The 21833-nt window shown below is 34.2% G+C and carries 16 protein-coding genes; 11 read left to right on the forward strand and 5 right to left on the reverse strand.

Translation table 11 applies throughout. The annotated features are described in order from the left end of the window. Position 1: 1 nt before the first annotated feature. Positions 2 to 1006, reverse strand: coding sequence for a DNA polymerase III subunit delta (gene holA / locus E5167_RS09110; protein WP_136843268.1), 1005 nt, complete (start codon positions 1004 to 1006; stop codon positions 2 to 4). A gap of 129 nt (positions 1007 to 1135) precedes the next feature. Here holA and E5167_RS09115 point away from each other — a divergent pair, with 129 nt between their 5' ends. The 3 genes from E5167_RS09115 to E5167_RS09125 all read left to right on the forward strand — a co-directional run bounded on the left by E5167_RS09115 (position 1136) and on the right by E5167_RS09125 (position 3526). After that, positions 1136 to 1582 carry a type I restriction enzyme HsdR N-terminal domain-containing protein gene (locus E5167_RS09115; protein WP_136843270.1) on the forward strand — a complete coding sequence of 149 codons (447 nt, stop codon included), beginning with the start codon at positions 1136 to 1138 and terminating at the stop codon, positions 1580 to 1582. Then, a complete protein-coding gene (locus E5167_RS09120) occupies positions 1579 to 2568 on the forward strand; it encodes a glycosyltransferase family 2 protein (RefSeq protein ID WP_136843273.1) in 990 nt (329 codons plus the stop codon). The genes E5167_RS09115 and E5167_RS09120 overlap by 4 nt, the downstream gene beginning before the upstream one ends. A gap of 97 nt (positions 2569 to 2665) precedes the next feature. After that, positions 2666 to 3526, forward strand: a complete 861-nt coding sequence (locus E5167_RS09125) for an OmpA/MotB family protein (protein WP_136843275.1) — start codon at positions 2666 to 2668, stop codon at positions 3524 to 3526. Between the two features lie 57 nt (positions 3527 to 3583). Here the strand turns inward: E5167_RS09125 and E5167_RS09130 are convergent, their stop codons facing one another. Together E5167_RS09130 and E5167_RS09135 are read right to left on the reverse strand one after the other, a co-directional pair. After that, positions 3584 to 4204, reverse strand: coding sequence for an L-threonylcarbamoyladenylate synthase (locus tag E5167_RS09130; RefSeq protein WP_136843277.1), 621 nt, complete (start codon positions 4202 to 4204; stop codon positions 3584 to 3586). Continuing rightward, complete coding sequence (locus E5167_RS09135) at positions 4204 to 6537, reverse strand: ATP-dependent helicase (RefSeq protein WP_136843279.1); 2334 nt, start codon at positions 6535 to 6537, stop codon at positions 4204 to 4206. Before E5167_RS09135 ends, E5167_RS09130 begins: the two co-directional genes overlap by 1 nt. A 139-nt stretch (positions 6538 to 6676) precedes the next feature. Between E5167_RS09135 and E5167_RS09140 the strand changes: the two genes are divergently transcribed. The 4 genes from E5167_RS09140 to E5167_RS09155 all read left to right on the forward strand — a co-directional run bounded on the left by E5167_RS09140 (position 6677) and on the right by E5167_RS09155 (position 10674). Beyond that, complete coding sequence (locus E5167_RS09140) at positions 6677 to 7219, forward strand: DsrE family protein (protein ID WP_136843280.1); 543 nt, start codon at positions 6677 to 6679, stop codon at positions 7217 to 7219. An 11-nt stretch (positions 7220 to 7230) separates the two neighbouring features. Then, the gene (locus tag E5167_RS09145) at positions 7231 to 8502 is read left to right on the forward strand and encodes an amidohydrolase (RefSeq protein ID WP_136843282.1); all 1272 of its coding nucleotides are present in this window, start codon (positions 7231 to 7233) and stop codon (positions 8500 to 8502) included. Positions 8503 to 8517: 15 nt separating this feature from the next. Then, the gene (locus tag E5167_RS09150) at positions 8518 to 10062 is read left to right on the forward strand and encodes an FMN-binding glutamate synthase family protein (protein WP_136843284.1); all 1545 of its coding nucleotides are present in this window, start codon (positions 8518 to 8520) and stop codon (positions 10060 to 10062) included. 90 nt (positions 10063 to 10152) lie between these two features. Beyond that, positions 10153 to 10674 carry a DUF7935 family protein gene (locus E5167_RS09155; RefSeq protein WP_136843286.1) on the forward strand — a complete coding sequence of 174 codons (522 nt, stop codon included), beginning with the start codon at positions 10153 to 10155 and terminating at the stop codon, positions 10672 to 10674. 152 nt (positions 10675 to 10826) lie between these two features. Here the strand turns inward: E5167_RS09155 and E5167_RS09160 are convergent, their stop codons facing one another. Further along, positions 10827 to 11732 (reverse strand): patatin-like phospholipase family protein, encoded by a 906-nt coding sequence (locus tag E5167_RS09160; RefSeq protein WP_136843288.1) that lies wholly within the window; start codon positions 11730 to 11732, stop codon positions 10827 to 10829. 186 nt (positions 11733 to 11918) lie between these two features. On the opposite strand from E5167_RS09160, the gene E5167_RS09165 reads away from it, so the two are divergent. The 4 genes from E5167_RS09165 to E5167_RS09180 all read left to right on the forward strand — a co-directional run bounded on the left by E5167_RS09165 (position 11919) and on the right by E5167_RS09180 (position 20446). After that, positions 11919 to 16286, forward strand: coding sequence for a PKD domain-containing protein (locus E5167_RS09165; RefSeq protein WP_136843289.1), 4368 nt, complete (start codon positions 11919 to 11921; stop codon positions 16284 to 16286). Positions 16287 to 16299: 13 nt separating this feature from the next. After that, entirely contained in the window at positions 16300 to 17301 is a 1002-nt protein-coding gene (locus E5167_RS09170) for a PorP/SprF family type IX secretion system membrane protein (protein ID WP_136843291.1), read from the forward strand. Positions 17302 to 17358: 57 nt separating this feature from the next. Continuing rightward, positions 17359 to 19488, forward strand: coding sequence for an ATP-dependent DNA helicase RecG (gene recG / locus E5167_RS09175; RefSeq protein ID WP_136843293.1), 2130 nt, complete (start codon positions 17359 to 17361; stop codon positions 19486 to 19488). A 412-nt stretch (positions 19489 to 19900) separates the two neighbouring features. Further along, the gene (locus E5167_RS09180; RefSeq protein ID WP_136843296.1) at positions 19901 to 20446 is read left to right on the forward strand and encodes a hypothetical protein; all 546 of its coding nucleotides are present in this window, start codon (positions 19901 to 19903) and stop codon (positions 20444 to 20446) included. Between the two features lie 94 nt (positions 20447 to 20540). Here the strand turns inward: E5167_RS09180 and E5167_RS09185 are convergent, their stop codons facing one another. Then, a complete protein-coding gene (locus E5167_RS09185) occupies positions 20541 to 21749 on the reverse strand; it encodes a peroxiredoxin family protein (RefSeq protein ID WP_136843298.1) in 1209 nt (402 codons plus the stop codon). Between the last annotated feature and the right edge of the window lie 84 nt (positions 21750 to 21833).

Consider the following 21833-nt stretch of genomic DNA (forward strand, 5'->3'; position numbering starts at 1 on the left):
ATTACCCCATAATCCTCACCATCAACTCTTTTAATAAATCGCCTTGCGGTACAGCATTGGCACCAACACCTTTACTCTTAACATCAAACTCACGTAAGGTAGCAATGACGCTACTTACTTTTTTCATTGGGTAATTTCTAGCAGCATTGGTGTATTCATTTACAAAATAAGGATTTACTCTAAGTTTAGAAGCAATATTTCTCGGCGATTTATCATTCAAACCATGTAAATGTAATAGTTGCGAAAAGAAATTAAATAACAACGACACTGTAACCACCATTGGGTTATCCTTTGGGTTATCAGCAAAATAATTAATTATTTGATGTACTTTAACTACGTTCTTCTCTCCTATCGCTTTTCGTAATTCAAAATTATTGTAATCCTTAGAAATGCCTATATTCTCTTCAATAAGCTCAGGAGAAATTTGAGTCTCTTTAGGTATGATTAACTGAAGTTTTTCCAGTTCATTGTTTATTTTACTTAAATCGGTTCCTAAAAACTCCACCAACATTTGAGCGGCTTTTGGCGAAATACTATAACCTTTTAGCGACAATACACGACGTATCCAATCGGCTACCTGATTTTCGTAAAGTTTCTTGCTTTCATAAACAACACCAACTTTTTTAATAGCTTTATACAAGGCTTTGCGCTTATCAATTTTTTTGTATTTGTAATTTACAACTAAGACTGTTGTTGGTTGCGGATTATCGGCATATACAGCTAGCTTTTCAATGGTTCGTGATAAATCTTGTGCTTCTTTTACAATAACCACCTGCTTTTCGGCCATCATTGGATAACGTTTAGCGTTACTAGCAATATCATCAATCGATACATCACGACCATACAACACCATTTGATTAAAGCCTTTTTCTTCTTCAGCTAATACATTAGCTTCAATAAAATCAGAAATCTTATCAATGTAATAAGGTTCCTCACCCATTAAAAAATAAATAGGTCTAATATTACCGCTTTTAATATCATTTACTAGTTGTTTAACTTCGTCCAAAACAATTAATGTTAGTGCGTTAAGTCAGTTCGAGTTAAGCTCGAAATCTCGAGCGAAATATCGAGAACTTCTCGATAAAATTTTCTTTAAAAATCACTCAAAGTGACATTATAATTATAAATTTGTGTTGTGCAAAAATTACATTTTCCTACATATACCTTTCGATTCAAAAATAGCGAAAATAAACCTTATATTTTTGATGAAATTCGCAAAAAATTTGTGGTTTTACAACCTGAAGAATGGGTACGCCAACATTGTGTACACTACCTTATTAATGAAAAAAAATATCCAAAATCATTAATTAACGTTGAGAAGGAGCTAAAAATTAACAACTTAAAAAAACGTTACGATATTGTAATATTTAATAGTGATGGCTCCATACATTTAATTGTAGAATGTAAAGCACCAAAAGTAACGATTAATCAAAATACATTCGATCAAATAGCACGTTATAATTTAGCTTTAAACGCAACGTATTTAATGGTTACTAACGGATTAAATCATTATTATTGCAATATTGATTTTGAAGAAGAACGCTATCAATTTTTAAAAGATATTCCTGAATACCAACTGTGAAAATAGCCATTATCATATTAAACTGGAACGGAAAAGCTTTGTTAGAGCAATTTTTACCATCGGTTGTATCGTTTTCTAAAGACGCTGATATTTATGTAGCTGATAATGCTTCTAGCGATGACTCAGTATCATTTTTAAAAGCACATTTCCCTCAGGTAAACATAATTCAAAACAGTGTAAATGGCGGTTATGCGAAAGGCTATAACGATGCATTAAAACATGTTAAGGCAGATGTTTATTGTTTATTAAACAGTGATGTAGAAGTCACAGAAAACTGGTTACTACCAATTCACCAAATTTTCTCAAACGAACTAAATACTGCTATCGTTCAACCAAAAATTCTAGACCAAAAGCAAAAAGATTACTTTGAGTATGCAGGAGCAGCTGGCGGATTTGTAGATAAATTTGGTTATCCGTATTGTCGTGGTCGTGTTTTTAATACCATTGAAAAAGACGAAGGTCAATATAATGATATAGTAGACATTTTCTGGGCTTCTGGAGCTTGTTTATTTGTAAGAAGTAGCGTTTATAAAACTTTAGAGGGTTTTGATGAAGCCTTTTTTGCTCATATGGAAGAAATAGATTTTTGCTGGCAAACAAAAAATCTAGGATATGATATTAAATATGTAGGCACCTCAACAGTATATCATGTTGGAGGCGCTACATTAAGTAATACAAGTCCCAGAAAAACCCATTTAAACTTTAGAAACAGCCTCTATACTCTTGTGAAAAATGCCTCAGGAAATATACTGTATTTAGTTTTTATGAGACTTGTGCTAGATGGAGTAGCTGGTGTAAAGTTTTTGTTAGAATTAAAACCGTGGCATACATTTGCCATCATTAAATCTCACTTTGCTTTTTACAGTCATTTAAAAACACTTCTTAAACAAAGAAGAACTCAAAACAAACTACCAAAATACTATACTTTAAAAAGTATTGTTTGGGCTTATTTTATTGCTAAAAAGAGATATTTTAATAGTTTATAAAATAGTTACTAAAAGTTTTGTTAATACTACACTTATTTAACGTTTTTTATATAGTTTTGTATCATTCGTCGAATAATTAATTAATTAACAACACATCATGAAGAGAATTTTATTGTTAAGCCTATCAGCTATGCTTGTTTTAAGCTCGTGCGTATCTAAAAAAGAATATGCAGCACTTGAGGCAAAACAACAAGAAACACAAGACTTATTAAACTCTGCAACAGTTAAATTAAACTCTTGCTTAGCAGATGCTGCAGCCGCAAATGCACGTGCTGAAACATTAAAAGATCAGCTTGCTGATATGCGTAAAAACCACGAAAGTCTTATTCAACAAAATAAAGATTTAACGATGCTTACTGCAAAAGGAGCAGATAATGTTGAAAGAACATTAGAAAGTATTAAAGAAAAAGATCTTAAAATTACTCGCTTACAAGATGCTATTAATAAAAAAGATAGTGTAACATTAGCCCTAGTAACTAGCTTAAAACGTGAAGTTGGAATAAACGACCCAGACATTGAAGTAAATGTTGAAAAAGGCGTTGTGTTTATTTCTATTTCTGATAAGTTATTATTTAGAAGCGGTAGTTATGTAGTAACATCAAACGCTAAAAATGTATTAGCTAAGGTTGCTAAAGTTGTAAACGACAAGCCAGATTTTGAATGTATGGTTGAAGGACATACTGATAGTCAATCTTACCAAAAAGGTGTGTTATTAGATAACTGGGATTTAAGTGTAAAACGCTCAACATCAATCATTAGAGTTTTAGAAGATTTAGGTGTAAGCTCAACACGTTTAATTGCAGCAGGAAGAAGCTACCACGTACCATTAGTTGATAATGATACTGCTGAAAACAGAGCAAAAAACAGACGTACGCGTATTGTTATTATGCCAAAAATCGATCAGTTCTATGACATGATTGAAAAAGAAATGAAAAATTTATCTGCTGGAGGAAACTAAAATCCAAAAAAGATAACCTTATAAAAAAAGCTCAACTAATTGTTGAGCTTTTTTATTTTAAAATATTTCTAAGCTTCCTTTACCTTGCCTTATAACCTCTGGTTCATCACCAGAAAAATCGATAATGGTTGATGGCTCATTATCGCCATAACCACCATCAATAACCAAATCTACGAGTTTATCCCATTTTTCTAAAATTAACTCTGGATCTGTAGTATATTCTAAAACCTCATCTTCATCATAAATTGATGTTGAAATAATCGGATTCCCTAATTGCTTAACAATTTCTAAGGCAATACTATTATCAGGAACCCTAATACCTACTGTTTTTTTCTTTTTAAAAGCATTTGGTAAACTTTTAGATCCTGGAAGCACAAACGTATAAGGCCCTGGAAGTGCTCTCTTTAAAACTTTAAAAGTAGAAGTGTCTATTTGCTTTACATAATCACTTAAATTACTCAAATCATGACAAACAAACGAAAAGTTAGCTTTATCTAACTTAACACCTTTTATTCTTGCAACACGTTCTAGGGCTTTTGTATTAGTAATGTCACAACCTAAACCATACACAGTATCTGTAGGGTAAATTATTAACCCTCCTTTTTTTAAAACCGAAACAACTTTTGCAATTTCTTTTGGGTTTGGGTTATCTTCGTAAATCTTAATAAATTCTGCCATTAACCAATTATTTTAAGTTTTGCAAAACGTAAAAGTAACTTTTTAGAGCCTCCATTTTCAAAATTTATTTCAGCTTTCATATCTGCACCTTTACCTTCAATTTTTATGATTTTTCCTTTTCCAAATCGCAAATGTTCCACCACATTACCAACCGTTAATTTACTGTCAAATAAATTGGTGTTCCCATTAGTATTAGATACTTTTTTAAGATGCTTAGGAGGCGTTATTTTAATACCTTCAGGTTTTGTTTTTGGAGCTCCTTTTTTTCGAGTATCACGAGATTTAGGAGGCTTAAATCTAATTTTATTTTGAGGAACGTCACCAAAAATATCAGGATCTAACATCGGATTAAAACGTCGTTCTTCTGGAGGCGTTACGATGTCTAAATATTGATCGTCTATTTCCTCTATAAATCTACTAGGTTCTGCATCAATTAATTTTCCCCATCGGTAGCGTGTTAAAGCATACGTTAAATAGGCTTGCTTTTCGGCTCTGGTTAAGGCTACGTAAAATAAGCGTCGCTCTTCCTCAAGTTCACTGCGTGTATTCATGCTCATTGCACTTGGAAACAAATCTTCCTCTAACCCTACAATATAGACATAAGAAAACTCTAATCCTTTAGCCAAATGTATCGTCATTAAAGCCACTTTATTATCATCTCCTTTGTCATTATCTAAATCGGTTGCTAAAGCAACATCTTCTAGATATTCAGCTAAGGATCCTGTTGCATCTGCAACTTCTATTTGTCCATCTACAAAATCTTTCATTCCGTTTAAGAGCTCTTCGATGTTTTCCATTCTCGTTACACCTTCTGGTGTACCATCTTTTTTAAATTCTCTAATTAATCCACTTGCTTTAGTGACATGGTCTGTCAGCTCAAAAACATTAGCAGTTTGATTCATTACTTGAAAGCTTTCTATTAGTGTTACAAAGTTTTGAAGCTTATTTTTTGTGCCTGAATTAATATTTACCTCTACTTTATCGAGGTTTTTTAAAACCTCAAAAATAGAACGATTGTAGCCATTAGCAGCCACAATTAACCTATCAATAGTGGTTTGACCAATGCCACGTGCTGGAAAATTAATAATTCGCTTTAAAGCTTCTTCATCTGCTGGATTAATAACCAAACGCAAATACGCCAACACATCTTTAATTTCCTTTCGTTGGTAAAACGACAAGCCTCCAAAAATTCTATACGGAATATCTCTCTTGCGTAAAGCATCCTCAATAGCTCTAGATTGTGCGTTGGTGCGATATAACACAGCAAAATCGCTATTCTGCAGTTGATTTTGCATTTTGTTTTCGAAAATAGAACTCGCAACGTAACGACCCTCGTCTCCATCGTTTATAGAACGGTGTACCTTTATCTTCGCACCTTCTTCATTTGCTGTCCAAACGACCTTATCTAACTTGGTTTGGTTTTTATCTATAATAGAATTGGCTGCATTTACAATGGTTTTAGTTGAGCGATAATTCTGCTCAAGCCTAAACACTTTAACATCATCATAATCACGCTGAAAGTTTAAAATATTATTGATATTAGCACCTCTAAACGCATAAATACTTTGTGCGTCGTCACCAACGACACAAATGTTCTGGAATTTATCGGACAAAGCCCTAACAATTAAATACTGTGAGTGATTGGTATCTTGATACTCATCTACCAAAATATACTTAAATCTGTTTTGATACTTTGCCAATACCTCTGGAAAACGCGTAAGCAACTCATTGGTTTTTAAAAGCAAATCATCAAAATCCATAGCTCCTGCTTTAAAGCACCTATCTACATATTCTTTATAAATATCACCAAGTCTAGGTCGTCGCGCCATAGTATCAGCTTCGATAAGCTCAGGGTTTTGAAAATAAGCTTTTACAGTAATTAAACTGTTTTTATAAGATGAAATTCTGGAATAGATTTGCTTATACTTATACACCTCTTTATCAAGTCCCATTTCCTTAATAATGGCAGAAATAAGTCGTTGAGAGTCTTGTGTATCGTAAATAGTAAAATTGCTAGGGTAACCCAATTTATCGGCCTCAAATCGTAAAATTTTAGCAAAAATCGAGTGAAACGTTCCCATCCATAAATTTTTGGCTTCACTATCGCCAACAATTGTGGCAATTCTGCTTTTCATTTCACGAGCAGCTTTATTGGTAAATGTGAGTGCTAAAATGTTAAATGGGTCAATTCCTTGACTCATTAAATAAGCAATTCTAAACGTAAGTACACGTGTTTTTCCTGATCCTGCTCCAGCAATGACAATCATGGGACCATCTTTTTGCAAAGTTGGTGCTAATTGCGCTTCATTTAATTGACTTAAATACTTATCCAAATCTGTGATTTTTAAAGCGTGAATTTAGCCAATGTTATGGTGATTTCTTAATGATATTACTAATAATTATAAACAATTATAATTGGAGTTATAGTTTTAGTAAAAATTAAATACCTTTAAGGCTCTTAATTTATTTTTTATGAAAAAAACTGAACTTTTCTTATCTATTTTCATGCTGAGTGTATTTATAGTGTTTGCACAAGATAATCGTGAAAAAGGACTCATTGTTAAAAATTTTGGTGAAACCTTTAAAGTAGAACACCAAGACATAAAAACAGACACGTCTGCCGAGTTTAAAGTGATTTTTGATGTCTCTCAATCATCTGCCGACAAAAGTGTTGTAAATAAATATATTGTAACCGCAGCTAGGTTTTTAAATATGCACGCTAGCGAAGGCATGAAAAAAGAGCAACTAAAAGTTGCCATGACCATTCATGGAGGCGCGTGGCAAGACGTATTAAATAACGAAGTTTACAAAGAAAAATACGGTGTTGACAACCCAAACTTTAAGTTAATAAACGAACTTACCGAAGCTGGAGCAGATATTATTATTTGTGGTCAAACAGCAGGATTTAGAGGCATTACAAAAGATAACGCTAACCCAAATGTTAAATTTGCTTTATCCGCAATGACAGCGTTATTACAATACCAAAGCGAAGGCTATACTTTTATTAAATTCTAAAAATGCATCACATGAAAAAATTAATACTATCTCTTTTGCTATTACAAAGTTTTATAGGATTCTCACAACACGGTTTAGACAAAGAGGTAACAGCTATAGAATCTAAGGTTATAGAATGGCGTCGTTATTTTCATCAAAATCCTGAATTATCAAATAGAGAATTTAAAACTGCTGAAAAAATTACTGAACACCTAAGGTCGTTAGGTTTAGAGGTTCAAACTGACGTTGCACATACAGGTGTTGTTGCCATACTAAAAGGAAAAAAACCTGGAAAAGTATTAGCACTTAGAGCAGATATTGATGGATTACCAGTTCCTGAACGTGCTGATTTACCTTTTAAATCGACTGCAAAAGGAGAATATAATGGCGAAGAAGTTCCTGTAATGCATGCTTGCGGACATGATACTCACATAGCAATTTTAATGGGTGTTGCTGAAATTTTAACCAATCACAAAGATAAAATTAATGGTACTATTAAGTTTATTTTTCAACCTGCTGAAGAAGGTGCTCCAACTGGAGAAGAAGGTGGTGCTAAACTCATGGTTAAAGAAGGTGTTTTAAAAAATCCTGATGTAGATGCCATTTTTGGACTTCACATTAGTTCTGGTCAAGCTGTAAACACCATAGGCTACAAACCTGGTGGCAGTATGGCTGCTGTAAACAGCTTTGTTATCAATGTAAAAGGAAAACAAACACATGGCTCCATGCCTTGGGGAGGAATTGACCCTATTATGGTAAGTGCTAAAATAATTGATGGATTACAAACACTTGTGAGTCGTGAAATGCCTCTTACTGAAGAAGCCGTAGTATTATCTATTGGCAAAATAACCAGTGGTGTACGTAGTAATATTATTCCTGAATCAGCTGAAATGGTAGGAACTCTACGTACCCTCGATACTAATATGCAATCTCACATCCATAAGCGTATGCGAGAAATGGTTACAGACATAGCTAAAGCTTATCGTGCCGAAGCAACCATTGATATTGATGAAGGCTACCCTATTACCTATAACGATCCAGCACTGACTTCAAAAATGCTACCTTCATTAGAAAAAGCAGCTGGAAAAGACAACGTAATACTTATGAAAGCTATTACTGGAGCTGAAGACTTTTCTTTCTTCCAACAAGAAGTTCCAGGACTATACTTCTTTTTAGGTGGTATGACTCCTGGTAACACGCAACCATATCCACACCATACTCCAGATTTCTTTATCGATGAAAGCGGAATGATTCTAGGCGTTAAAACCTTTATTCAATTATCATTAGATTATTTAAAAAAATAGCGAAACTCTAAATAAATGACCTTTATCTCTCAAATAACGTGGTGGATGTGGATACTTATTATACTAATTATATTAGCTATTCGCGATATTTTACAACGCAAACATACCATAAGTCATAATTACCCAATAGTAGGCCATTTACGCTATTTATTTGAGAAAATTGGCCCAGAAATACGTCAGTATTTTGTAGCTAACAATCGTGAAGAGCTTCCTTTCAATAGAATTGAACGTGGTTGGATTTATGCTTCAGCTAAAAAAGAAAATAACTACGAAGGCTTTGGAACTGATAGAGATATTTACCAACACCAGCATATCTTTATCAATAATGCAATGATGCCTTTTAGAATAGATAAAGATCATCCAAATACTATAGATAAGTGCTTTTTACCGTGTGCTAAAATTATTGGAGCATACAACAAACGCAAAAAACCTTATCGTCCAGCGTCTATCATTAATGTATCCGCAATGAGCTTTGGCTCGCTTTCTGCAAAAGCAATAGAATCATTAAACAAAGGTGTTAAAATTGCAGGTGCTTATCATAATACAGGAGAAGGTGGTTTGTCTCCTTATCATAGTAATGGTGGTGATGTTGTATTCCATTTTGGAACCGGTTATTTTGGAGTAAGAGATAAAGACGGTAATTTTTCTATGGAAAAATTAAAGCAACTCGTACAAGACAATCCATTTATTAGAGCTATTGAAATTAAGTTATCGCAAGGTGCTAAACCTGGAAAAGGAGGTGTGCTTCCTGGTGCAAAAATTTCCAAAGAAATTGCTAAAATACGTGGTGTAGAAGTCGGTAAAGACGTGCTATCCCCACCTAGCCATTCGGCTTTTTCAAATGTAAAGGAATTACTAGATTTTATAGAAGCTATTGCCGAAAACACAGGACTTCCTGTTGGTATTAAAGCCGCCATAGGTAAACTAGACGAGTGGGAAGAACTCGCAGATTTAATGTTGATTTCCAATAAAGGCCCTGATTTTATTACTGTTGATGGTGGCGAAGGTGGTACAGGTGCTGCTCCTCCAAGTTTTGCGGATCATGTGTCATTACCTTGGGTTTACGGATTTAGTGATTTATATAAAGTATTTCAAAAGCGAAAACTAGCAGAGCGCATTGTATTTATTGGAAGTGGCAAGTTAGGGTTTCCTGCAAAAGCAGCCATGGCATTTGCTATGGGAGCAGACTGTATAAATGTAGCTAGAGAAGCTATGATGAGTATTGGCTGTATTCAAGCACAAGTTTGTCACACCAATCGTTGTCCTAGTGGTGTAGCTACGCAAAATAAATGGCTACAAAACGGAATTGATGTTCCGCTTAAATCAGTAAGGTTAGCACAATACTTTAAAACCTTTAGAAAAGAATTAATAGAGATTACACATGCAGCAGGCTATGAGCATCCATGTCAATTTAATATGAAAGATATTGATGTTAATGTTGATGATCATAATCTATCGGAAGAATTAAACAAAACTTACAACTACGAAAAACACCCTGTACCATTTAATAATATGCAAGAATTAAAAGAATGTATATATTTGGGTGGAAAGAGTCAGTAAGCAGTGTTCAGTTACAGTATTCAGTTTAAAAAGTTATAGTATTTTTATAACCAAAACCAAACGATTAATAAACGCCTAAACTAATAACCTATGGAAATTGAAAAAATTTTTGAAGCAATACTATATGCTGTTCCTGCTTTAATTACTGGAATGATTGCCTATTACTTTTTTAAAGAGCACACTAAGAATGAAGATGGTCGCAGACGCTTTTTATTACATAAAGACATACAAGTAAATACGCTTCCAATCCGCTTACAAGCCTACGAACGCATGGCTTTATTTTTAGAGCGCATTACACCATCAAAACTACTAATTAGAGTAAGTCCAACTAGTTCAGATGAAAATACTTATGAATCATTACTTGTAGCAACCATTGAACAAGAGTTTGAGCACAATTTATCACAACAAATTTATGTAAGTGACGAATGCTGGAACATAATTGTAGCTGCAAAAAATGCTACAATTCAACTTATTAGAAAAGCTGGTTTGTTAGAAAAAACCGGAACAGCCGATAAGCTTAGAGAGGTTATTTTAACCGAAATGATGGAAAAAAGAGCGCCAAGTGACGCTGCTTTATCTTTTATAAAAAATGAGGTTGGCGAATTATGGTAGTTTAAATGTTACTTCGAGTGAAATTTTATCAAAATTTTGCATCGAGAAGTGAATTTTATATTTTGAGATTTTCTTGTTTTGATACTTTCTAACAACAAAAGCCAGCACACTCAAAATGACGACAACTCTTTATTAGCTATTTTTTTAAAACATTATTTCAACTCATTCGACAAAGGATCTAAATGTTTCTTTTTTGCATAATCATAACCTTGTTGCCACCAATTTACCATTAAGCGTTTGCTAAAAATCAAGGAGTTTTCGGTTAAGCTCGTTGGCGTATAATACAAATTAAGCTCTACATTATTATTTTTAGCTGCTAATTTCCCTATGGTAATATCGTTTTTTTCAACCTGATTTAATAAATGACCAAACAATCCCAACATTAATGAAAATGGATTTTTTCCCAATACTTTTTTCTTTTCCAAGCTTTCAGCTTCCAACACAATAGCATCTACCTCTGTAGCACCTCTTAAAATAGCTTCACGTATTGGTATTACACAGCCTAAACCTCCATCAGCATACTCAAAACCATCAACTGTAGCAAGCGACATAAACGGAATGTAATTACATGAAATCCATATCCAATCACAAAATTCTTCATAAGTACAATCTTTAATAGACTTATACTCTACCCTGTTTTTAGACAGGTTAGACACTGTTACCACCACATCTTCTTTCGTTGCTAGAATAGTTTTAAATTCATCTCTTGTAAAATTACGTCTGATATTTCTCTTTAAGTGCTTACTCTCTCCAAAGGTTCGTTTCATTCTAATAAATTGCCATAGTGAATTTATAAAGTCAATAGACACAAATTCGCGATCTCCTTTTTTACGCTGCACAAAAGGGCTAACGCTAAATATGTCACGCTGTGTAACATTGGTAAATAACTCATAAACCTTATCTATCTTGTTTAATGATAGATGCGGAATCAACAAACTACCTGTTGAAGTTCCTAAAAACATATCGTATTCCCTACCAAGGTCTTGCATTAAATATTGCGCAACACCTCCAGCAAAAGCGCCTTTACTTCCTCCTCCTGATATAACTAGTGCTTTCATAAATATTTACTATAATACAATTTATTAACAAAAAAACTACTACATAAAACACCTTAAAACCTAACCTACCTAACAACAGAGTTTTATAGGTTATTCTTTAGAATTTTATGCTATAATTTACTTATAAAATTTGTTGATTAAAAATTTTACTTATTTTCGTGTAAGAATTAACCTAAATATAATTTAATGAGTAAGAATAAAACCCATGTTTTTACTGCTTTATTTTTCTTAATTATAGTTATATCTATTTTTGGGCTTAGCAAAAAGAACTTAACCGACCATTTAAAAGCACTCAACTCTCACTTTAAAGTTTTTGCTCCTGTTGTTGATTTTAATTTTAATAATGATGGTGCTTGCTCTGGAACACCTATCACATTTACACCTAACGTTGTTGGTGACGCACCATTTATCTACGATTGGGATTTCGGAAACGCAAATACCTCAACCGAGAGCAACCCTAGTCACACTTTTGAAGCCTTAGGATGCGGCACCCTAAACCAAAATGTCACTCTTACTGTTACAGACTCAAACGGATTAAGTGCTTCTGTAACCAAATCCATTTCTATTCAAGAGAAGCCTGATTTAGCCTTTACAAATTTAAATGCTCCTGGAGGATCCTCAGCTCCTTTTGAAAAATGTGGAGACAACAACTTTGATTTAGAATACACTATCAATGTTGACAACGTCTCTAATTCTACTGCTTGTATCACTTCCTATAACATTGACTGGGGAGATGGCAGCACTGAAACAAACATCGCTTTTCCTATTGCGCACACATACACACAATTAGGTTCTTTTAATATGACGATTACTGGGATTGGTGCTAATTGCAACAACTCCATAACCTATGTTGTAAAAAATTCCAACAACCCTATTGGAGCTTTAGTAACACCTGGAAATACAACAAATTTATGTCTCCCTGTCGCACCTATGGAATTTGCTATTGGATCATGGGCTTTAAATCCTTCAGACACGAATTACCGTGTAGATTATGGCGACGGAACAGTAGTAAATTATTCGCAAGCTCAATTAGAAAGTTCAATATATTACAATTCATCAAACCCACCAGCTTCTCAAGATTTTCCAATACCTCATACTTTTACAAGTTTTAATTGTCCTAGTGGAGATATAGTCACTTTAACAATTACAACTTCTTGTGGTCAATCTGTTTTAACTGCTGGCCCAATAATTATATTAGATGCGCCTATCACTAATTTTAGCGTAACAAACATTGCGTGCGCTAATACTCCTGTTTACTTTAACAACACCACTATTGCAGGCTACACCAACGACTGTAGTACTGTTGATGTATATACTTGGGACTTTGGTGATGGTAGCCCTACATCAAACGCAGTAAATCCAAGTCATGTTTATACTACTCCAGGAACCTATACTGCTACTTTATCTTCTGTAACACCCTGTGGTATTGGAGCAACAGTTTCAAGAACTATTTGCGTAGAACCAATTTTAGAACCAAATTTCACCTTTGATAATGCATGTGTCTCCGAAGTATTTCAAATTACCAACACCACAGACACAAGTCAAAGCTGCGGAACAGAAACCTATAGATGGGAAATGATTTCCTATTCAGAAGCCTATTGTGGCGAAGAACCCGAACGATGGTATTTTACCAATGGCACAAATAGCTACTCAAGAGAGCCTGCTATTAACTTTATAACTCCAGGCATTTATTACCTTAGGTTAACTACTAGAAATTCTTGCGGGATTGACAGACACATTACAAAGAGGATTGATGTAAAGAAAAAGCCAGTAATTTCATTAGAACCTATATCAAATTTTTGCGAATCAGCTACCATCTATCCAGTAGGAAGAATTGAAGAAACCTGCTCTCCTAGTTCAGAAATAACATACTCTTGGAGCTTTCCAGGTGGCTCACCTTCAACATCAAACCAATTAGATCCAGGACAAATCAACTACTCTTCTAGCGGCAATTACACTGTAACATTTAGTGTATCTAACAGTTGCGGCACTACAACTGTAAGCGATACATTTTCGGTAGATTTAGATTTATCTCCAATTATTTCAGATAAATCCATCGAAATTTGTAGCGGAGAGACTTTTGTTGTAAATCCTAACAACTCAGGCACAGATAATGTTCCTGCAGGAACAAGATACACATGGTCCACTCCAGTTGTATCTCCGGCTGGAGCTGTTAGTGGTGCTTCAGCACAGTCAACTCCAAGATCTAATATTAGCCAAACATTAATTAACAATACAAATTTTCCTGCTACAGTAACATATACCGTATCACCTGTTTCAGGCGCTTGTCTTGGTCCAGATTTTACAATAACCGTTACTGTAAACCCTACAATAAATGTAGATTCTACCATAATTAATAATTCTTGCTTTGAATCAGACGACGCTTCAATAAACATTACAATATCTGGTGGCATACCTTTTAGTACAGGAAATCCATATAATATTACATGGACTGGCCCAAATGGATTTACAAGCACAAATGAATACATCACTAATTTAGAGCCCGGAAACTACACACTCTCTATTACCGATGATGGCAATTGTCCATTTACCACAACTTACACTATCACAGAACCAGGGTTATTTAGGTTCACAGGAAACAAAACAGACATTTCGTGTTTTGGAGCAAATGATGGCAGAATTAATTTAAATGTGTATGGCGGCGTTCCTGCATATACTTATTCTTGGACAAAAGATGGCAATCCGTATGCTATCTCTGAGGATTTGAACAATCTTGGTCCTGGAGTATATGAAGTCACAATTACTGAAACCAATAATTGTGGCATTTTAACCGAAGCATACACGATAATTGAACCTCCTTTACTTCAAGCTAGCTTAGTAAATCAAGTTAATATTGAATGCTATGGTGCTTTTACAGGCGAAATCTCTGTAGAAGTTACAGGAGGCAGAGCCACAGAAATAACTCCAGGAGTTTTTAATTATAGATATTTATGGACTGGTCCAAACGGCTTTACCAGTTCTAACGAGGACTTAATAAATGTTGAAGCTGGCACTTACAACTTAACAGTAACCGATAATTCTGGCTGTACAGACACACTGCAAGTTACATTATTACAAAATCCAGAAATCCAAATAGATTATACCATCACAGAAATTATATGTTATAATGATGACAGCGGAGGCATTACTATTAACAATATTACAGGAGGTGTTCCTCCATACGAACCAGTACAATGGAGCAACCTAGGAACTGGAATGTCTCAACAAAACCTTTCAGCTGGCACTTATACAATCACCATTACTGATGCCTTAGGCTGTATTAGGGTTTTCCCAATTACAATAGACAATGCTCCTGTTTTTGAAATAAACCCTGATGTCAGACAAATTTCTTGTTACGGTGAAAACGACGGAAGCATCAAACTAAATCTTATAGGAGGTGCCACTCCTGTAACTTTAGTTTGGGATGATAATTCTACCGCAGGAGACGAACGAAATAATATTGGTCCTGGCACCTATACAGCAACTATTACAGACGCCTTAAACTGTGAAATAACAGAAACATTTACCATTAGCGAGCCTGATGAGTTAGAAATGTCTGCGAGCATTACTGATGCACTAGATTGCGATGATGTAAATTCTGGAGCTATAGATTTATCAGTAACAGGAGGCACACTACCTTTATCCATAAGATGGTCAAATAATGCCACTACCGAAGACCTCACAAACACACCACCTGGAAACTATACAGTAACAATTACAGATGCTAATGGCTGTGAAATTACCGAAACCTTTGAGGTAAAACGTTTTGATCCGCTTGATGCACCTATAGAAGTTATCACCAATTTTGATTGTGATACACGTTACGTAGATCAAACATTTATTGCACATCCTGAAGGAGGAGTACCTCCATACCAATTAAGTTGGTCTAGCGGAACTATAACAGGAGCCAATAATGAAATTATGAATACCGATGAAAATGGCTTAGTAATCCTTACCATAGTCGATAGCCTTGGATGTAGTAGAGATATCTCTGTTCAAGTTGACACTCCTGTTCTGGGTGACGCAGATTTTGAAACAAGCTCTATTGGCTATAGCGTTTATGGATTATACGCTATTCAAGACCCTATACAATTTACAAATTTGGCTACAGGAGATTTTGTCAGTGTTATTTGGGATTTTGGTGATGGGAATTTTTCAGATGAAGAGAATCCTGTTCACTCTTATGTTAATGTTGGCACTTATACCGTTTTACAAACTGTAACCTACCCTTTTGGATGCACCTATTCTCGAACCATAACACTAGACGTTGAAAAAGGATACAGCTTAATAATGCCTAATGCTTTCACGCCAAACAACGATGGGGTAAACGACTACTTCACTCCTTCTTTTCTAGGCTTAAGCGATATGACACTAAATATTTATGATACTTGGGGAGGCGTAATATATTCTGAATCAGGAGAAGATATTAGAGGCTGGAATGGCAAAGTAAACGACCTAGATAGTGAAAACGGAAACTACTATTACAAATTTATCGCTAAAACCTTCTATGGAGCTACCGTAACTAAAGAAGGTCCAATAGTATTAATCAAATAAAGACAACTAAAAAATGAAAATAAAAAGCATTATCATACTAGTCTTTCTTTGTCTTTTTATTAAAGCGAATGCTCAAGACCCTGTTTTTACACAATATTTTTTAATTCCAGAAACCTTAAACCCTGGGTTTTCTGGATTTATGGAAACCACATATGGAGGCGTTATACACAGAGAACAATGGCCTGATTTAAACTTGAAAATAGATACCGACTATGCTTTTATTAACACCTGGAATGAAGGCATGAATACAGGTATTGGCCTAAGTTTTTTAAGTCAAAGAGAAAATATTACCAACTACAATTTCACTCAAATTAATGCCAATTATGCTTATAGAGTACGCATAAGCGACAATTGGTATTTTAGACCAGCCATAGAAGCTGGATTTGGATTTAAGTCTTATGCATTTCAAAACTTAGTCTTAGAAGATCAAATTAACATCTACACAGGAGTCATCAACACTAGTTCTATGGATCCTATTTTACTTAACAACAAAGTAAGCTTTTTTGATATTTCGGCTGGAATGGTGTTTAATACAGATAATTTTTGGTTTGGACTCTCAATGAAACACCTTAATAAACCCAATATTTCTTTTACAGATAATGGAAATGTTCCATTAGATACTTTTTTCTCTGCAAGTTCTGGATACGAATTTCATTTAGCAGATTTTATAGATGTTAGTTGGTTTCCGTACGAAACAAAAATGCTTGTTGCCACAAATTACATGCAACAAGGGCGTCATAGCCGATTAGATTTAGGAGCCTCAATATTGTTCGAAAAAATGTTTTTAGGAGCTTCATTAGTTACAAGCCCATCAAAAAATGGTCCTTACAACCACTTAATCTCCTCTGTTAATTTATACACAGGCTTACAGTATGAAAACTTAAGATTTGGTGTTTCCTATGATTTAAATACATCTAAAATTGGAAAAACAGGAGGCATTTATGAATTATCTTTAACATATCAGTTTGATTTAGATGTAAAATGCTTTGCTTGTCCGAACTATACTGGCAGATAAAATTTTAAACGCACTATTTAACACTCAATATTTACTGTAAATAACTATTTTAGTTTTATGAATGGTAATATTCTACAAACTCCAATAGATTATTTAAAAGGTGTTGGTCCAAATCGCGCAGATTTACTGCGCAAGGAGCTTGGTATTCACACCTATCAGGACTTAATTAACCTGTTTCCCAATCGGTATATAGACAGAACGCAGTATTACAAAATCAATCAACTACAACAAAACGCTTCCGAAGTTCAAGTTGTGGGTAAAATTACCAATTTAAAAGAAGTCGCTCAAAAAAGAGGCAAACGCTTAGTGGCAACGTTTCAAGATGACACTGGAACCATGGAATTTGTATGGTTTAGAGGTCATAAATGGATTCGCGACAGCATTAAACTAAACACACCTTATGTGGCTTTTGGTAAAGTTAATTGGTTTAATGGACGATTCAGCATACCTCATCCAGAACTGGAGTTAGTAGCTGAGCATGAGAAAAATTTACGTTCGGCTATGCAAGCGGTTTATCCATCAACAGAAAAGTTATCTAATAAAGGCATTACCAATCGTGTGATTATAAAAATCATACAGCAATTATTTTTAGAAACGAAAGGAAAATTTACCGAAACGCTTTCTAAAGATTTAATTGAAGAACAAAAATTATTATCAAAATCTGAAGCACTTTTCAATGTGCATTTTCCAAAGTCACAATCACTTTTAGCACATGCACAATTTCGATTAAAATTTGAAGAATTATTTTACATTCAACTACAATTAATTTTAAAAAACCTCATCCATAAATCAAAAATAAAAGGCTTTCCTTTTAAAAAAGTAGGCAACCATTTTAACACCTTTTTTAAAGACCATTTACCTTTCGAATTAACCAATGCACAAAAGCGAGTTATTAAAGAAATTCGACACGATTTAGGAAGTAATGCTCAAATGAATCGATTATTACAAGGAGATGTAGGTTCTGGAAAGACCATAGTTGCGTTAATGTCAATGTTAATCGCTATTGACAACGGTTTTCAAGCGTGCTTAATGGCGCCAACTGAAATTTTGTCAGTCCAACACTACAACAATTTAAAAGAACAATGTAAAAAACTGAATATCAGCATTAAACTATTAACTGGTTCAACTAAAACTTTAGAAAGACGAAAAATTCACGAATCTTTAGAAAATGGCAAATTAAACATCTTAATTGGCACACATGCTCTACTTGAAGATAAGGTGAAATTTAAGAATTTAGGACTCGCCATTATCGACGAACAACATCGTTTTGGAGTCGCTCAAAGAAGTAAACTTTGGAAAAAAGGCCCTACCTCTAGGGAGGTTGGTGGGGCTGTTCCTCCACACATCTTGGTGATGACTGCTACACCAATTCCAAGAACCTTGGCAATGTCTGTTTATGGTGATCTCGATATCTCCATAATTGACGAATTACCACCAGGCAGAAAGGAGATAAAAACCGTACATCGATTTGATAAAAACCGTCTGCAAGTTTTCAGGTTTATACGAGATGAAATAAAAAAAGGCAGACAAGTCTATATTGTTTATCCATTAATTCAAGAAAGCTCAGCTATGGATTATAAAGACCTCATGGATGGCTATGAGAGTATCTCCAGAGATTTTCCAATGCCAGAATACCAAATCTCCATTGTGCACGGAAAAATGAAAGCTGCAGATAAAGATTACGAAATGCAGCGTTTTGCCAAAGGAGAAACACAAATTATGGTAGCCACCACAGTGATTGAGGTTGGTGTAAACGTGCCAAATGCTTCGGTTATGATTATAGAAAGTGCCGAACGTTTTGGTTTATCGCAGTTACACCAATTACGTGGTCGTGTTGGTCGTGGTGCCGAACAGAGTTATTGCATCCTCATGACTGGACATAAATTGAGCAACGATAGCAGAACGAGATTAGAAACCATGGTGAGCACCAACGATGGCTTTGAAATAGCTGAAGTCGATTTAAAACTTCGTGGTCCTGGAGATATTATGGGAACACAACAAAGTGGCGTACTCAACCTTAAAATAGCCGACATCGTTAAGGATAAAGATATTTTACAGCAAGCGCGCTTTTACGCTAAACGTGTTTTAAGCCAAGACCCTACTCTATCTAGTACAGACAATAAAGTAATTTTAAACACTTACAAACAGCTTAGTAAGTACAAAAATATTTGGAATTATATTAGCTAGTCGCGTTTGTCATTGCGAGACCAAAGGTCGTGGCAATCTTATTATTAGAAACTCCTTTTTAAAAGATTACTTCAGTCGTACCTCCTTCGTAATGACAGAATAAAAAAAACTCAAAGCCTCAACCAACCAAGAGTGCTTTGAGTTATAAACTGACATTAATAAATGTTCGTTTTTTAATTGATCTTACTAACCAAACTAAAGTTACAATCTTAACCTATGCAAGTTGTTAGCATACTGTTAATTAACGAATTTTTAAGACGCCTTATTGTTAATAATTAGTTTCGAGAAGTGTTTATCTTTGTAGAAATTTCTTATAACTTCGCTTATGGATGCTGAATTTGCTTCAGTATCGGTTGATAACATCAATTAAAACTGAGTTTATTTTGACCATTGACAGCATTTTGAAAAAAATATGATTAAAGAAAACCTGAATTCAATATTAATTGGAATTATATCAAGTATATTAGCTTCTATCTTGATATATTTCATAGTTCCGCTTTTAAGAAAATTAGGAAAGAAAATCGTCCTTAAAATTAGTGAGCGAAATAAAAAATTTAGAGAAAAAATAATTTCACGAATGGCAAGGAAACAATCCACACATTTAAAAGATATTTATCTCTTGACCCTTATGAATGTGATTATTGTTGTTGCTATCATAATGATTATTGGTGAAAATCTAGATTTTTCTACTAATTATTTCAGCGAAACAACTGAAATAGTTTTCTTATTTTCAATTATGTTTATCCTTTATGTTGGATTTTTATTCAGAATGTTTACGACTGAATTAATAGTTGACCGAATAAGAAAATTTGAATTTGAAATAACTATGCTTGACGTTCATTTGAATAAAAAAGAAATCAAACTATTCAAATCAGAATGGGTTAAAATGAAAACCGAAAATGACTATTCTAAATTAAATAATAAAATATACAAGTTGTTAGCAAAATATGAATGTTAGAAACGTTATCAAACAACATGTATAGCTTATTGTAATTCATTATCTTTCTGTTACAGCAGAAAACCATGCACAAATCCGATAATCTGAACAAAAATCACTCACCCAACAAACTCTCCATAAACACATTAAATTCTTTTTGGAATTCTACATATTTCTCACCAGTAGCAGGTCCATTAAAGCCTGTATGTATTTTACGCACCTTTCCTGTTCTGTCTAAATAAATGGTGGTTGGGTACGACATGACCTTATTTAGCATGGGTAGTTTTTCACTCGCCTTACCTTTATCGTTCGTACCAATTTGTGCAATGAGTATTTCATAGTTTAAGCCAACACGTTCTTTCATTCTGGTTAAGCCGTTAATAGCTTTCTCTTTGGTTTTTGCATTTTCAAAAGCCAAAGCCACAATCTCTAAGCCTTTATCTTTATTAGCTTCATAGAATTTTGAATAAAACTTAGTTTCATCTAAACAATTAGGACAATAAGAACCCATAAGCTGTACCAATACTACTTTGTTTTTAAAACGTTCGTCACTTAGCGATACCTTGTTTCCTTCTAAATCTGGAAAGGAAAAATTAAAAGTATCGTAACCTTCCTTTAAAAAGGTGAGTGTATAGGCATCCATCATTTCAAAATCTGCATTTCGCTTCCCTACAAAGGTTTCTAAAGAATGGTTTCCTGAGTAAAACTTACCAACCATACTAGAATCAGTTATATGTGCTTTAAATAAAAAAGCATGAGCGCCATCAAAGGTTGAAATCTTCAACGTATCGACCGTTACAACACCTTCTAAAAAACGATAGTCACCTGTTGGTGTTCTAATATTTCCTGTAACCTTGTTGCCATTTTGTTCTAAAACCGCTTTTGCAAGATATATGTTTCCGTAGTCGTTAAATTCCATTTCCCAAACACCAGACACATCGGCATCTTTATTACTTGGCTTATCATCAAATCGATGGTTAACACCATATTCCGAGTAAAACTCTACATACCTATCTCTGTCGGCATCAATCCACTGTCCTTTAATATTCTTACCATCAAATTTGCCGTTAATTACGGTTCTAAAAAATGGTAATTTTATAAACACAGAATCATTTCTATAAGTAATTTCATCAACCTCAACAACCTCATCAGCATTGTATATCTTTAAAGTAGTACTAGACGTCACTTCAAACATAAATGGCATGTCTTGGTTTTCTTGACCAATTATGTTTCCTCTGTAAGTACCTATTTCTAATGTTTTCTGTTCTTTTTCTTGACAAGACAAGACTAACAATAACACCAATACCAATAAACTTTGTCGCATACCTGAATAATTTGTTAAAAGTTCGAAATAACAACAAATTATGCATATAAAAAAATAAGCTTACACTATAGTTAAAAGTGAAGT

The sequence above is a fragment of the Pontimicrobium aquaticum genome (assembly GCF_005047595.1).
Classification (GTDB): Bacteria; Bacteroidota; Bacteroidia; order Flavobacteriales; family Flavobacteriaceae; genus Pontimicrobium; species Pontimicrobium aquaticum.